Annotated in this window: 10 protein-coding genes and 3 pseudogenes; 2 read left to right on the top strand and 11 right to left on the bottom strand. The window is 69.2% G+C overall.

Annotated features, from left to right (window positions below):
• Nucleotides 1-5 precede the first annotated feature (5 nt).
• From AC07DU_RS19075 to AC07DU_RS19025, 11 genes and pseudogenes are all read right to left on the bottom strand, one after another.
• Nucleotides 6-1,472 (bottom strand): HAD family hydrolase, encoded by a 1,467-nt coding sequence (locus AC07DU_RS19075; protein ID WP_479112480.1) that lies wholly within the window; start codon nucleotides 1,470-1,472, stop codon nucleotides 6-8.
• 32 nt (nucleotides 1,473-1,504) lie between these two features.
• Entirely contained in the window at nucleotides 1,505-1,747 is a 243-nt protein-coding gene (locus AC07DU_RS19070; RefSeq protein WP_479112478.1) for a hypothetical protein, read from the bottom strand.
• Between the two features lie 431 nt (nucleotides 1,748-2,178).
• A complete protein-coding gene (locus tag AC07DU_RS19065; protein WP_479112476.1) occupies nucleotides 2,179-2,457 on the bottom strand; it encodes a hypothetical protein in 279 nt (92 codons plus the stop codon).
• Between the two features lie 40 nt (nucleotides 2,458-2,497).
• A complete protein-coding gene (locus AC07DU_RS19060) occupies nucleotides 2,498-4,174 on the bottom strand; it encodes an SWIM zinc finger family protein (RefSeq protein ID WP_479112474.1) in 1,677 nt (558 codons plus the stop codon).
• 428 nt (nucleotides 4,175-4,602) lie between these two features.
• Nucleotides 4,603-5,540, bottom strand: a pseudogene (locus AC07DU_RS19055) (DEAD/DEAH box helicase); the annotation flags it as partial.
• Nucleotides 5,537-5,785, bottom strand: a pseudogene (locus AC07DU_RS19050) (BREX system ATP-binding domain-containing protein); the annotation flags it as partial. The pseudogenes AC07DU_RS19055 and AC07DU_RS19050, both read right to left, overlap by 4 nt.
• Nucleotides 5,786-5,885: 100 nt before the next feature.
• A pseudogene (locus AC07DU_RS19045) lies at nucleotides 5,886-6,154 on the bottom strand (hypothetical protein).
• 53 nt (nucleotides 6,155-6,207) lie between these two features.
• Nucleotides 6,208-7,251 carry a LacI family DNA-binding transcriptional regulator gene (locus tag AC07DU_RS19040; protein WP_479112472.1) on the bottom strand — a complete coding sequence of 348 codons (1,044 nt, stop codon included), beginning with the start codon at nucleotides 7,249-7,251 and terminating at the stop codon, nucleotides 6,208-6,210.
• 110 nt (nucleotides 7,252-7,361) lie between these two features.
• Nucleotides 7,362-8,195 carry an ATP-binding cassette domain-containing protein gene (locus AC07DU_RS19035; RefSeq protein ID WP_360892323.1) on the bottom strand — a complete coding sequence of 278 codons (834 nt, stop codon included), beginning with the start codon at nucleotides 8,193-8,195 and terminating at the stop codon, nucleotides 7,362-7,364.
• Nucleotides 8,192-9,187, bottom strand: coding sequence for an ABC transporter permease (locus AC07DU_RS19030; protein ID WP_479112470.1), 996 nt, complete (start codon nucleotides 9,185-9,187; stop codon nucleotides 8,192-8,194). The genes AC07DU_RS19035 and AC07DU_RS19030 overlap by 4 nt, the downstream gene beginning before the upstream one ends.
• Before the next feature lie 184 nt (nucleotides 9,188-9,371).
• Nucleotides 9,372-10,385, bottom strand: coding sequence for a sugar ABC transporter substrate-binding protein (locus AC07DU_RS19025; protein ID WP_360892329.1), 1,014 nt, complete (start codon nucleotides 10,383-10,385; stop codon nucleotides 9,372-9,374).
• Between the two features lie 300 nt (nucleotides 10,386-10,685).
• Here AC07DU_RS19025 and AC07DU_RS19020 point away from each other — a divergent pair, with 300 nt between their 5' ends.
• Together AC07DU_RS19020 and AC07DU_RS19015 are read left to right on the top strand one after the other, a co-directional pair.
• Nucleotides 10,686-11,657: a carbohydrate kinase family protein gene (locus tag AC07DU_RS19020; RefSeq protein WP_479032308.1), complete on the top strand. Its 972-nt coding sequence runs from the start codon at nucleotides 10,686-10,688 to the stop codon at nucleotides 11,655-11,657.
• 208 nt (nucleotides 11,658-11,865) lie between these two features.
• The gene (locus AC07DU_RS19015; protein WP_479112468.1) at nucleotides 11,866-14,421 is read left to right on the top strand and encodes a GH32 C-terminal domain-containing protein; all 2,556 of its coding nucleotides are present in this window, start codon (nucleotides 11,866-11,868) and stop codon (nucleotides 14,419-14,421) included.
• The last annotated feature ends 103 nt before the right edge of the window (nucleotides 14,422-14,524 follow it).

The raw sequence follows: 14,524 nt of genomic DNA, 5'->3' as shown, positions 1-14,524 counted from the left end.
TCGAGTCATTCCACGGACAGCACCAGTCGGGGTGTGTCGTCGTCGCGGTGCGGGCGGGTTGCGGCCCAGGCGCGGGCGAGGCGGGTGACGGCGTGACGGTCGATGCCGAGGGGATGCACGCCGATGTGCGGGACGGGTGCCGTGGTGTCGGTGAGTAGCCGGCGGAAGTTGTCGGCGCAGTCGGCGGTGTGGAAGCCGGCCCAGTTCAGGCGGGCGAGTGAGTCGCGTAGCTGGTCTGCTTGGGGAATGCGGCGAAACACGTCGGGGTGGGGGAAGGGGGTGTGGTGGAACAGGCCGATGGTCAGGTCGGGGCGCTGGGCTTTGAGGGCTGTGGGCACGAGCCAGAGGTTGTAGTCGTGGAGCCAGACCATGCCACCGTGTTGAGCGAGTGAGGCGATGTGCCGGGCGAAAGCGGTGTTGACGGCCTCGTAGTCGGCCCAGTGCGCGGGCCGGTGTCGGATGAGGTCGGGTAAGGACATCAGGGCCGGCCAGAGGGTCTCCTTGCAGGTGCGGTGGAAGTAGCCGGCCCACCGGTCGGGGTGCAGGGGCAGGAGTGAGAGCCTCGGGCTGCCGGTGTCCGCGCGGGGTGGCGGTGGGGCGGGTGCCTCGCCGATGTGGGCTGCGGCCCACACGACGTCCAAGTCCTCGTCGGTCAGTGCTGCCTGCAGGGTGGGCAGGATGCCGTTGGGACTGGAAGGCGGCTGCCAGGCACCGTCGCACCAGCGCACGGGCGGGCGGTGGTAGCCGACCACCACCGAGTGCCTGGTCGGTCGGCGGAAGCGTCGGATGCCCTCCAGCACGGCGGCGGCTCCGTTGAGGGTCGAGTGGTGAGCGGAGGGACCGGCCGGGACCTGCGCGGTCAAGGCCGGTTCGGCGTTGGCCACCACGACGGCGTGAGCGCCCAGACGGAACAGGGAGAGGTCGTTGAGGGAGTCCCCTGCCACCAGCACCGTCCGGAGGGGCCAGCCGCGCGTACGGGCGAGCAGGTCCAGCGCCCGCCCCTTGTCCGCCCCGTGCGGCAGGACGTCGAAATACCGGTCGGATGAATACGACCAGGAGCAGCCGAGGTCCCCGGTCGCCCGGATCAACTCCTCGCAGAGGCCGTCGGGGTTCAGGTAGAAGGAGCAGCGGCCTTCCTGGGTCACGCCGTGTTGGTATACCAGCTGCGGGAATCCCGCCAATGCCGCCCTTACCCGTCGGGCTCCCGGCCATCCCGCGCGTAGCCGTGCCTCCAGGGCCGGGGAGTGTGTCATGTCGGTGGCGTCGATGACGCTGGAGCCGACGTCGGCGATGATCCAGTGCGGGTACGGCAGCAGAGGGTCGTCACGGAGCAGTGCCTGGACGGACGGCAGGGCGCGTCCGGTCGCGAAGACAAGGGTGATGTCCGGGTCCGCGTTCAGGGCGTCGAAGAGCTGCCGCCGTTCGTGCGGGCTACCGCCCAGCAGGGTGCCGTCCAGGTCCGCGACCAGCACTCTGACGGTGCCTGCCGTCGGCCCGCCCGCGCTCACCATGCGGGGTCGTGGGTCACCGGGTCGATCCCATGCGGCCTGTCACAGGCAGACTCCGGTGTCTGCGGCGGCTCGTCAGGAGTGTCCTGCAGATCCCGGATCGCCTGACCCAGCCGCGCCGTGCCCACATCGTCGCTGCCCACCAGCATGCTCACCAGTTCCCTTGGCGCCGCACGCGCGCAAGCCACCAACTGGTCGACGGCGACACGAGCCGAAGACACCGTGTGACGATCGGACATGGCCAGCTCCCTTGTCCAGCGGAAGAATCACCGGCGAAGCGGCCGGCATCCAAGCCACCCTCGTTCACCAGCCGACCGTCCGCCACCCCGCTTCGCGCCAACGGAGCAACCATCCGGCGTGAAGAGGACGCCGGCACACGCCCGCGTCGCCGAGCCCAGTCGCTCCGCGCGGCGCCCTGGATTCCGGGCTGTTCGGCACGGTCCAGCAGGCCCAAAGACTCCTACGACTTCCGCTCGATGCCTTCATGCTCAATGAGACCTCACACTGCAGGCACTGCGGGCCGCGATCGATGCCCTCCTCCGGCGGGGCAGACGACCCAGAACCCAGCGCATGAACGGCGGCTGTGAACGGCCCGGGACAGATCACCGGTACACCGCCCGTAATGGTGAGGCGGCCTGGTGGCGGTCAGGCGTGAGAGTTGACGGCACGGTCAGGGGGTGGCGGTGGCACTCGCCACCCCGGGTATCCCCGCGCCTTGGCCGGTCAGACCCTGGTCACGGATGACGCGCACCAGCCGCCCGGTGACCTCGGGCAGCGCCGGCCGGGCGTCTGGATCCAGCGCCAGCATGTCCGTGATCAGCGGCGCGAGCTCGGGTGGGGCGTCCGTCAGATCGGGAGGGGACGCCGGGTCCTCGATCTTCAGGGCGACGGCCTGCCACGTCGGCCCCTCGTACGGGTAGTGCCCGGTCGCGGCGAAGAGCAGCACCACACCCAGCGCGTCGAGGCGCCCACCGGCGTGACGGGCATCGTCACGAGCCGGACAAACCGTGGCCGTCCATCAATCGCATCAAGTTCCGCTTGCGCTTCTGGGCGGCGCGCAGGTCGCTGATGTACGCGGTGAAGTCGTCCAGTGTGCCGAGGCGGTGGTGGCAGTCGCGGATGCTCAGGAGCAGGCTGACGAGCTGTTCGTAGGCGTGATTGCCGGTCTCACGGGTGAGGCGGGCGGCCAGGCGCAGGTAGACGGCCAGGGCATCGGCGGGGCGGGTCGGGCGGGACCGGTCGGCGAGGGTGAGCCACTGGCCGTCGTGGGCGCCGAACTCGACGGCTGCCTGCCAGGCGGCATCGACGTCCTTGTCGTCGAGGAGGATGTCGACGAGCACGCGGGCACCGTGTGCACCCGTCCGTTCGGCATCGGCGCGGAGAAGTGTCCGTGCTCTCTCGCGCTCGGTCGGCCAGCATGCAGCGGCCCCGGCGGCGGCGCGTAGCTGCTGGTAGGTGAGTAGGGTGCGGCGGGCCGTGAAGTGGTCCCGGCGCAGGGTGACGGCGTCGGCGAGCCGGTCGGTCCGGGCGTAGCGCTCCGCGAGGTGATCGACGAGGGCGGTGTCGACCGTAGCGAGGTCCTCGGTCTCGCGGATGCCTCGCTCAGCCCATTCCAGGGCTTCGGCGGTACGGCCGGCGGTGTCGAGTTCGCGGGCGACGAGCAGGTGGGTGTGGCCGTTCGGCGCGAGGTCGGCGGCGTGCACGGCGATCACCGTGTCGATGTCCCGCCCCGACTTCGCTAGGCGCTGCATGAGGTGCTTCTCGGCCCACCCGGTGCGGTTCGCCTTCCATGCTTCCGTCGCGTACCGGCGCAGGGCGGCCATTCCCTGCTCGCCGAGCATGTCCTCGTAGTCGAGCGGGTCGATGTCCGTCAGGTCGGCCGTGTCGTCGAGCGCGTGCGTCACCAGCCAGTGCGCGAGTTCCTCCTGGTCTGGACGGGCCGCGAGGCAAGCGTCGTGGTGGGCGTCGGCGAGGTCGCCACCGATGTGCCCGAGCCACCCGTCGGAGTCGTCGACGTTCTCGACCACGGCGGCCAGGAACCCGATCGCCTCCCGGGTCAGAGCCATCGCGTCGGCCGCCCGGCCGGAGGTCGTCAATGACCGGATCACGGTGACCGCCTGCCCGGCCTGGTCGGCGTAGGCACGGGCGTCGGCGTACTCGACGTATCCGTACTGGGCGAACGGCCCGATGTCGAGCAGCTCACGGACGCGGGAGCGGACCTCGGCCAGATCTCCGCGCGCGCTCGCCGCTCTCAGTTCCAGGCGGCGCCGCAGCTGCCGGTCCTCGGCCATCTCCTCCCGCACGAGCGCGATCAGATCCTCCCGGGACAGGCCCGTCAGCCAGGCGTCGAGGCCACGCGCCCTGCCCCGTGCCGACATACGCTGCCGGGAGAGGTCCGTCTCCTGGCCGATCACGGTCAGGCCGAGCGCGACCAGATGCTTGCAGAAGTTGCCCTCCTGGCCGTACGGGCAGTCGCACGTGCCCGTCGGCTTCCTCCTCCCGCCCAGGCGCAGCTCCACCTCGTACCGCTCCATACCGTGCACCGAGGCCCTGACCCAGCCGTCACCGACCTCGACCCCGGACACCGCGTCGACGTAAGCGAGCCCGCGCTCGAACGAACACTCCCCGGCCAGCGCCCTCAGCTTCGCTTCCGTGAGACCGCCCACAACACCCCGCACTCTGATCCGGCTCGGGCTCCGTTTCAACGGCCCTCACCCTAACGGCCGCCCGGTCGAACTACCCCAGAGATCCGCACAGCGCTACTCCTCAGCGCCACCCCCGTTGTGTTCGTCGCGGTCCTGCAGAGGGCCGCCGGCCTCCGGGCCCGGCATGACCGTGTCCCCCTGCCGAACGGATGACCTGGGGGTGGTGTCACCCGCGCCCGAGGGTGCCGTCGGAGACGCTGATGAGAGGTCGGCGAATGCTTCCAGAACGCCATCGAACCCGGCCCCGCCTCGGCGAGGGGATGGTCCAGCTCGACAAGGTGGTGACCGTCCCCTACGGCATCACCCCCGCCGCCTGGAACGCACCGCCGCCGACCATGGCTACTCCCGCCTCCCCGTCACCGCACCGGACGGCCAGGAGATTCTGGGCTACCGGCATCGACGCCGAGCTCCAGCGTGCTGGTCGAGATGATGACGCAGTCGCGCTCTTCCGCGAAGGCTGTCTCCGCCCGTCTGCGTTCGTCGAGCGAAAGGGAGGCATGAGAGAGGAAGGTTGTGATCCCCTTCGCACGTAGTTTCTCGCCCAGTTACTCCACGAGCCTTCGTGACTCGCAGAAGACGAGACGCTTCTCTCCTCTATGGAGTCGAGCTCAATGTCACCCGGTGGCAGAACGACGTTGGATCCTGCCTCCGACAACGCCGGTCCGGCGAGGTGCGGGGCTACGACCCGGGCCGGCCGTTTCCCCGCGCCCGAGCCCTGGAGCCACGTGAGAAGTTCCTCCGGGTTGTCGACCGTCGCCGAGAGCCCGATCCGCTGGAGGGGCCGTCCCACCACCCGCTGCATCCGTTCCAACACTGCGAGGAGGTGCCACCCTCGGTCGTCACCGGCGAAGGCATGCACCTCGTCTACCACCACTGCCCTGAGCCCCGAGAAGAAGGACGAGTGGTCGACGTTGGCACTGACCAGCATCGCCTCCAGCGACTCCGGAGTGGTCAGCAGGATGTCCGGGCGCTCGGCCAGGATCCGCTTCCTGGCCCCCGCGGTGGTGTCACCGTGCCAGAGAGCAGCCGTGCGTCCCAACCAGGAGGCGTAGTTCTCCAGGCGCGGAAGCAGGTTGTTGAGCAAGGCCTTCAGCGGGCAGACGTACGGCACCGAGGTGCCGGTCCACCGGTTCTTCGCCATACGCGAGAGGAGGGGGAAACACGCCGCCTCCGTCTTTCCTCCGGCTGTCGGAGCCAGCAGCACGGCATCGTCACCTGCAAGAAGCGGGGCTACCGATTCCTCCTGAAGCGGGCGCAAGCTGCGCCAGCCCAGTGTGTTGACGATGTGGTGGACGAGTGCCGGATCCAGCTCGCCGGAGACACTCACGGCAGCTCCAGCTCGATGTCGTCCGCGCTTCCGCCGGCAGCCGCATTGCGTCCTGTCTCCGTGAGCTCGGACGCGGTGACGGTGAATGCGTAGTGCAGCCGGGGGTCGAAGTCCTGGAACTCGTCCACCCGGTCCAGGACGTCGGCGACCAGCTTTCGCAGGAATACCCGCGGTGCGACTCCGACCTTCCCGCCGAGTCCGCCGGTGACAGCCACAGCCAGCTCTCCGATGTACGCATCATCGACCCGCTCGAGAGATCGAGACCCGCTTGGGGTACGGTTCCGCGCCGGAGTGCGTCGATGACCTCGCGCCGCCGGACCGCGCTGGCCTGGGACACCGGGCCCGTCATCGCGATCCCTGCGTCGGCAGGAACTGCCCGCGCAGCAGCGTCTCGTCGAGCTTCACCGTGTGACCGCCGTCGATGAATCCGAGAACGGGGTACCCCTCGACGTCAGCAACCGCTGAAGGGTGGCAACGAAGCCTTCGATGTTTCGTCGCACGCGTCCGGTCGCCGAAATCGCTGCCGCCAGGGCGGCCGGGGACATGGTGCCGCCCGCCGCCACCAGCTCATCGATCACGGCTGCCACGATCTTCGCTTCCGGCGCCTTGCGCACGTACGCCTTCTGCGCCTCGTAGACCTCACTCGCCACAACTCGGGTCGTGGTGCTCAGCTCCTGGCTGTTGTCGGCCCGGCAGCGTGCGGGAGCAGCTTGCTGGAGCCGCGGATCACCAGGCGGGTGGGGACCATGATGGTCCGGACGCGGCTGTGGTCGCCGTCCAGGCGGGCGAGCGCGGTCTTGGCCGCTGTTTCACCGATGGTCGCGGGGTCTTGGGCGACAACGGTCAGTGCCGGTTCGAGGGCTTCGGCGAGTGGGAGGTCGTCGAAGGTGATCAGGGCGATGTCTTTACGGCGTACGCGGGCGAGTTGTGCGATGACGCCGAGGGCCATCATGTTGTTTCCGGCGAAGATGGCGGTGGGCGGATTCGGCAGGTTCAGCAGTGCTGTGGTCTCGGAGGCGGCCCCGTCCAGGCTGTGGGCGCCGGTCACCAGGGCCCGGTCGTAGGGCAGTCCGGCCTCGGCGAGCGCCGAGCGGTAGCCGGCGAGCCGTTCACGCCGGGTGTAGAGCTTGGCGGGAAGGTCTCCGATGAAGCCGATTCGGCTGTGGCCGCGGGCGATGAGGTGGGAGACGCCCTCGTGGACGCCGGTCCGGTTGGAGCTGACCACGCAGTCGGCGGACAGACCGACGCCCGGTCGGTCGAGGAAGACCACCGGCAGCCCTGCCGCGCGCGGCGCCTTGAGGTGACTGTGGTCGGCTCCGAACGCGGGGACGACCATCAGCATGCTGACGCGCCGGGCGAGGAAGGTCTGGATCAATGCCTTCTCGCGGTCCGGGTCTTCAGCTGACGAGCCCATGAGCAGAGTGAGCCCGCGGCTGCGCACGATGTCTTCGATGCCGCTGGCGACGGTTCCGAAGAAGGGGTTGCCCAGGTCCGGCACGACCAGGCCGACGGTGGTGTCGGGGCCTCCCACCCGAATGTTGCGGGCCATCAGGTTCGGCTGGAAGCCGAGCTTCGCGACCGCCGCAAGCACACGCTCACGGGTCTGCTGAGAACTCGGCCCGTCCTCGTTCAGGACCCGGGACACCGTCTTGGCGCTGACGCCCACTTCCCTGGCGACATCGGCCAGTGTGGGGCGACGGTTCGCGGCCATGTACCACCGTTCCTGTGCGTTCGTCGGGCCCGGCCCCTGCCGGGGGCCGGGCCCGCTGTCCTGACTGTGCGGCCACCCTGCGAACTGCGCGGCGTTGCCCCCGCAGTGACTCAGTGGGTGGACACGCCTGCCGCCTCGGCGGCATCCGCGTCGGCAACGACCGTACCTCCATCGTCGCTCACCCTGAGCGCCCCCGTCATGATGGCGACGACCTCCGCCATCGAAAAGTCGGAAGGCTTGATCAGGGCTTCGCGCCGGCCGAGCCGGTGGATGTGGATGCGGTCGGCGATCTCGAAGACATGCGGCATGTTGTGGCTGATCAGGACCACGGGCATGCCCTTGTCACGGACGCGGCGGATCAGGTCGAGGACCTGTCCCGACTCCTTGACACCCAGCGCGGCGGTGGGCTCGTCCATCACGACGACGCTCTTGGCCCAGGCGACGGACCGCGCGACCGCCACAGCCTGGCGCTGGCCTCCGGACAGGGTTTCCACCGGCTGGGTCAGCGACCGCAGCCCGATCTTGAGGTCGGCCATGTGGGCGGCCGCCTCCTGGCGCATGCGCTTCTTGTCGAGCATGCGCAGCGCGCTGCCGAAGAGGCCCGGCCGGCGCAGCTCGCGTCCGAGGAACATGTTGGAGGCGATGTCCATGGAGGCGGCGACGGCAAGGTCCTGGTAGACGGTCTCGATGCCGTGCTGCCGGGCGCTCTGCGGTCCGGTGAACCTGATGGGTTCGCCGTTCAGCCGGATCTCGCCCTCGTCGGGGGTGATCGCGCCGGTGAGGGCCTTGATCAGGCTCGTCTTGCCGGCGCCGTTGTCGCCGATGACGGCGAGGACCTCGCCGGGCAGCAGGTCGAAGTCGGCGCCGTCGATGGCGGTGACATGACCGTACCGCTTGACCAGGCCGCGGGCCTGGAGCACGGGCGTGGCATCGGAAGTGCTCATCGTGCCCTCTTCCGGGAGATCTGGTCGACGGTCACGGCGAGGATCACCAGGACGCCGGTGATCAGGGTCTGGTAGATGGAGGCGACGCCCATCAGCTGGAGACCGTTGCGGAACACACCGACGATGAGGACGCCGATGAAGGTGCCGAGGACGGCTCCCCGACCGCCGAAGAGGCTGGTTCCGCCGAGGACGACGGCGGTGATGCTGTCGAGGTTGTCGGTCTGTCCGGCCTGCGGGTCACCGACGCCGGTACGGGAGAGCAGGAGCAGCGCGGCGATCCCGTAGACGGCTCCGGCCAGGGTGTAGAGGCCGATCGTCAGCCGGGAGGTGCGGATGCCGTTGAGGCGGGCCGCCTCGGGGCTGTTGCCCAGCGCGTACACGTGACGGCCCCAGGACGTGCTGCTCAGCGCGTAGGCGAAGACCAGGAACAGGGCGATGGTGACGAGCGAGCCGTAGGTGATGTCGGTGTTGCCGAGCGGGAAGGTCTCACCGAGGGCGGTCAGCGGTCCGGGGAGGTTGGTGATCGTCTGTTCGGCGGAGTAGATGTGGGTCAGGGCGAAGGCCACGTTCAGCATGCCGAGGGTGACGATGAACGGGGGAAGCGGGATCAGCTGCACCAGCAGACCGTTGACCAGGCCGAAGCCCGCGCACACGGCCAGACCGAGGGCGACCGCGACAAGCGGGGGCAGGCCGCCTTCGGCTGCCGTCTTGGCGATGACGATGCTGCCGAACGCCATGACGGCACCGCAGGACAGATCGATGCCGGCGGTGAGGATGATCAGGGTCTGGCCGATGGCCAGTGTGCCCACGACCATGACCTGCTGGACGATCAGCGAGAAGTTGCCGCCGGAGAGGAACTGCTCTGTCGTCAGGGAGAAGAAGACACAGGCCAGCAGCAGGGCGACGAGCGGGCCCGTGGTCGGCGTGGTGAGCAGCCGGCGGACCGTGGTCGGTCCTTTCAGCTGTTCGTAGGGCAGGGGTGTGGCAGTCATGAGGGTCCTTGCCGGTGGTCGATGATCGGCGGAGCTGGGTTCGTCAGAGGGTTGGCGGAGGGCTGTTCGCCGGGGCACGCCGCGAAGGGTGCGGGTAGCCCGGCCTTACGACGGGGAGACCGGGTTCGGGCTGTTCGGCCGCAGGAGCGGCCTGTACGACCGCAGGCACACCCTGATGCCGGGCTCAGCCCCAGCACTTCTCCAGGCCGTAGGCGGTGTCCTTGGAGTCGACCCCCGTCTTGGCGGCCTCGGTGATGAGCGTGACGCCGGTGTCGGTGTAGCCGGATGCCTTCTTGCCGTTCTTGGCGAAGTCGGCGACCGCCTTGACGCCCTGGGATGCCATCTGGAGCGGGTACTGCTGCGAGGTCGCCGCAATCTTGCCTTCCTTGACGGCCTTCGTGCCGGTGCAGCCGCCGTCGACGGAGACGACGAGCACCTTCTTCTCCAAGCCCTTGGCCTTGAGCGCGGTGTAGGCGCCCAGTGCGGCCGGCTCGTTGATCGTGTAGACGACGTTGATGTCCGCGGACTTCTGGAGGCAGTTCTCCATTGCCGTCTGGCCCTTGGCCTGGTCGCCGCCGGTGTCCTGCATGCACACGATCGACGGGTCGCCCTCCGCGACGCCGAAGCCCTTGAGGAAGCCCTGGTGGCGCTGCACGCCCACCGCGACGCCGGGCGCGAGGTCCAGCGTGGCGATCTTCGCCTCCTTGCCGGCCATGGCCGCCTTGGCGTACTGGCCGATGAGCTCGCCCGCCTTGACGTTGTCGGTGGCGAACAGGGCGTCGGTGGCGTGCTGCGGGTCGGTCGGGCTGTCGAGCGCGACGACCAGGACGCCCTTGGCGCGTGCCTTCTCGAGGGCGGGGACGATCGCCTTGGAGTCGTTGGGCGTGATGAGGATGCCCTTGACCCCGGAGTTGACCATGTTCTCGATGGCGGTGACCTGGCCCGCGTTGTCGCCGTCGAACTTTCCGGCCGCGCTGACGAGTTCGACGCCGTTGTCCTTCGCGGCCTGCTCGGCGCCCTCCTTCATCTTCACGAAGAACGGGTTCGTGTCCGTCTTGGTGATCAGCCCGACCTTGACCCCGTTGCCGCCGGACCCGCCCTGCGCGCCGGAGCCGCAGGCCGTCAGGGTCAGCGCCGAGACGGCGGCGAGAGCGGTGAATCCGATGGAAGCGAAGGCGGTGCGGCTTCTGCGAAGCATGACTGATCTCCTGCTGGACGAGGGCGGAACGGCCGTGGATCGAGGTGCTGCAGAGCAAAGGAACTGCTGCTGGCGAGTCGCACCGGAGCGGTGTCAACGTTGACCTATGTCATCGTTGACACCGCCTGCGGAGGATGATGAACTCCATCACCCGGAAACGTCAATGCCTTCCCGCCGTCACAACTCGGCAACGCTGCCCGTCCGCACCGCCTCACGCCGAGAGCGCCGCTCTCCGTGAGCTTCCTCAAGGCCCCTCGAAAACGCAGCCTTCCCGCACTGCCCACCTGGAGAGAACGAGCCATGCGCCTGCCTCTGGTCACCGTCCTTGGAGAATGCGTCGCGGACGCCTTCACCGCCCCCGCACCCGTTCCGGGCGAGCTTTCCCTGCGGGTCCTGCCGGGCGGCGGTCCGGCGAACACCGCTGTGGCGCTCGCCCGTCTGGGCACGCCCGCCCGCTTCCTGGCGCGGCTGTCCGACGATGTCTTCGGGCGCCTGTTCCGCGGGCACCTGGAAGCCTCGGGTGTCGACCTCACGGCCGCGATACACGCGCCCGAGCCCAGCACGCTGGCCGTCGCCGAGCTGGACGCTCAGGGCCGGGCCGCGTACTCCTTCCACTCCCAGGGCACCGCGGACTGGCAGTGGACGGCCGACGAACTCGTGGCCGTGGACCTGACCTCCACGGCCTGCGTGCACTCGGGCTCCCTGGCTCTAGTGCACGCGCCCGGCGGCACGATCGTGGAGGACTTCCTCGCCCGCGCCTCCGCCACGGCCACGATCTCCATCGACCCGAACGTCCGGCCGCTGCTCGTGCCGCCCGAGGTCTACCGGGAACGCCTGCCGCGCTGGTGTGCGCTCGCGGACATCCTCCGCCTGAGCGAGGACGACCTGGAACTTCTGCTGCCCGAATACACAATCGAACGCGCCTGCGACACCTGGCACGCGGCGGGTGTCCCGCTCGTCGTGATCACCCGAGGGGAGCGCGGCGCGGTCGCCTCGCTGAACGGCGTGCGCACCGCCGTACCCACACCTTCGACCGCTGTGGTCGACACCGTCGGCGCGGGCGACTCCTTCACCGCGGGCTTCCTGCACCATCTCGGCGCCAAGGGGCTCCTCGGCGGGCGACTGACGGATCTGCGGGTCGACGACGTCTTCGACGCCTGCGCTTTCGCCGCCCGGGTGGCGGCGCTGACCTGCGGGGTCGTCGGGCCGAACCCGCCGTGGGCCAGCCAGTTGCCCCAGCCGTCACCCCTGGCCGGGCACCTCGCCGGCTGAAACGGCGGCCTGAACGAACTCGAACCGAGCCATTGACGCGCGGCCCGGAGCGCGCACATCATCACTCCGCACTGGGTGTCATCGCTGACACATGTCATCGATGACACCCTTTCCGGGCTGTCCCCCACCGCCCGGCACTGCGAATCCCCCGGCGTCGTCCCATCGCAGCGGACGCGGGCACGACGACGCCCACAGTGCAGGAGAAACCATGAGCCGAGCCCCCGCACTCCGCCGTGTCCCGCGGCACCTCGTCGCCGCCGCGGTAGCGGCATGCGCCCTCACCGTCACCGCCGTCGCCCCCCAGCCGGTGGCGGAAGACAGCCGGCCGTACACGGAGGCGTACCGCCCGCAGTTCCACTTCAGCCCCGCGAAGGACTGGCTGAACGACCCCAACGGACTGGTCTGGTACCAGGGCGAGTACCACCTCTTCTACCAGTACAACCCGAGCGGCAGCACCTGGGGCAACATGTCCTGGGGCCACGCCGTCAGCAAGGACCTGGTGCGCTGGCAGGAGCTGCCCCTCGCCATCCCCCACGACGACCAGGAGATGGTCTTCTCCGGCAGCGCCGTCGTCGACCACAACAACACCACGGGATTCGGAACCAGTACGAACCCGGCGATGGTGGCCATCTACACCAGCCACTACAAGGACGGCGGCAAGCAGGCCCAGTCCCTGGCATACAGCACCGACCGCGGCCGCACCTGGACCAAATACGCTGGGAACCCCGTGCTCGACATCGGATCGAAGGAGTTCCGCGACCCCAAGGTCCAGTGGTACGCACCCACCAAGAGCTGGCTGATGACGGTGTCACTGTCCACCGAGCGTAAGGTCCAGTTCTACTCCTCCAAGGACCTCAAGACCTGGACGCACCTGAGCGACTTCGGCCCCCACGGCGCGGTGGGCGGCGTCTGGGAATGCCCGGACCTGTTCCCGCTCCCCGTCGACGGCGACCCCACACGCACCAAGTGGGTGCTCGTCGTCAACATCAACCCCGGTGGAATCGCAGGCGGTTCGGCTGCCCAGTACTTCGTGGGCGACTTCGACGGCACGAAGTTCACGCCCGATGGCGACGGTTCCTACACGCCTCCGCCCGGAGTGGTGATGCAGGACTTCGAGGGAACCGACTACGGCAGCTGGCAGACGACCGGCACCGCCTTCGGCAGCGGGCCGATCCCCGCGCCGGCGCCCAACCCCTCGGGCACGAACGGCTTCGAGGGCAAGGGACTCGTCGACAGCCTCCGCGGCGGCGACTTTGAGACCGGCACCCTCACCTCCGCCCCTTTCACCGTCAACACCCCGTACCTCAACTTCAAGATCGGCGGCGGCCGTCACCCCTACGTCCCCGGCTCCGTGATGGGCGACTCGCCCGCACCCGCGGGCGAGGTCCTCGCCGACTTCGAGCAGGACTCCTACGGATCCTGGACCACCACCGGCACCGCCTTCGGCACCAGCCCCGCACACGGCACCCTCCCCGGACAGAACCCCGTGTCCGGACACACGGGCACCAGCCTGGTGAACACGTTCCTGAACGGCGACGCAACCACGGGCACCCTCACCTCGCCCGCGTTCACCATCACCGCCAAGCACCTCAACCTCCTCGTCGGCGGCGGCAACCACCCCTCCGGATCTGACGCGCCCACCGCCGTCCGACTCGTCGTCGACGGCAAGACGGTACGCAGTGCCACCGGCGCCGACTCCGAATCCCTCAACTGGGTCTCCTGGGACCTGGGCGACCTCGCCGGCCGGACGGCGCGCATCGAGGTCGTCGACCAGAACACCGGCGGCTGGGGACACATCCTGCTCGACCAGGTCATGCAGTCCGATACCCCCGCACGGCCCCGCTCGACAGAGACCACGGTCAACCTCCTCATCGACGGCAAGGTCGTCCACAGCACGACCGGCGCGGACACAGGGACCCTGGACTGGGCCTCCTTCGACCTCCGCGCCCATCAGGGCAAGCAGGCCACCATCCAGATCGTCGACATGAACACGGCCGGCTGGGGCCACGTCATGGCCGACCACTTCGTCGCCGCCGACCAGCCGGCCCGCTCCAACCTGCTGCGAGCCGACTGGGTCGACTACGGCAAGGACTACTACGCCGCCGTCTCCTGGGAGGACAGCCCGGACGGCAAGCGCCACATGATCGGCTGGATGAACAACTGGCAATACGGCAACAACACCCCGACCTCGCCCTGGCGCGGCGCACAGAGCATCCCGCGAGAGATGGCTCTGCGCACAGTGAACGGCCGGATTCGGCTGACGCAACAGCCCGTGTCCACCGTGGCATCGCTCCACGGACCCCTGACCAGCGTGCGCGGCGCCAGGATCGCGGCCGGCTCCATGCCGCTGGCCGCGGGACGGGCCGACGGCAAAGCACTCGACATCCGGGCCACGTTCACCCTCGCTGACGCCAAGCGTTTCGGGTTCAAGGTGCGCACGGGGCAGGGCCAGGAAACCGTCATCGGCTACGACAGGGAGACCCAGGAGCTCTACGTCGACCGGACGCGCTCGGGCGCAGTGGACTTCCACCGCGATTTTCCCGGCATCCAGCGCGCACCGCTGACAGCCAGGAGCGGCAAGGTCGAGCTCCGGATCCTGGTCGACTGGTCCTCGGTCGAGGTGTTCGGCGGCCAAGGCGAGGCCGTGATCACGGACCAGATCTTTCCCAGCCCGGACAGCGACGGCATCCAGCTCTTCGCCGAAGGCGGCTCCGCCCGCCTGGACAGCGCCAACGTTTGGCAGATGCAGTCATACCGCAGCTGACCATCTGCCCAGCCCCCTGACGGTGTGGAGGCGGACACCGCTCCTCAACCGACCGCCTCCACACCGTTCCGCCCTGCCGGCACCACCGGCGACAGAACAGGAG

Source organism: Streptomyces sp. NPDC045695 (assembly GCF_056432025.1).
The sequence above is the reverse complement of the archived record's forward strand: the minus strand, read 5'-3'. Positions and strand labels throughout refer to the sequence as shown.

Coding starts and splice junctions, on each gene's coding strand:
- AC07DU_RS19070 (WP_479112478.1), bottom strand. CDS start 1,747: ATGTCCGATCGTCACACGGTGTCTTCGGCTCGTGTCGCCGTCGACCAG.
- AC07DU_RS19040 (WP_479112472.1), bottom strand. CDS start 7,251: ATGGCCGCGAACCGTCGCCCCACACTGGCCGATGTCGCCAGGGAAGTG.
- AC07DU_RS19035 (WP_360892323.1), bottom strand. CDS start 8,195: ATGAGCACTTCCGATGCCACGCCCGTGCTCCAGGCCCGCGGCCTGGTC.
- AC07DU_RS19030 (WP_479112470.1), bottom strand. CDS start 9,187: ATGACTGCCACACCCCTGCCCTACGAACAGCTGAAAGGACCGACCACG.
- AC07DU_RS19025 (WP_360892329.1), bottom strand. CDS start 10,385: ATGCTTCGCAGAAGCCGCACCGCCTTCGCTTCCATCGGATTCACCGCT.
- AC07DU_RS19020 (WP_479032308.1), top strand. CDS start 10,686: ATGCGCCTGCCTCTGGTCACCGTCCTTGGAGAATGCGTCGCGGACGCC.
- AC07DU_RS19015 (WP_479112468.1), top strand. CDS start 11,866: ATGAGCCGAGCCCCCGCACTCCGCCGTGTCCCGCGGCACCTCGTCGCC.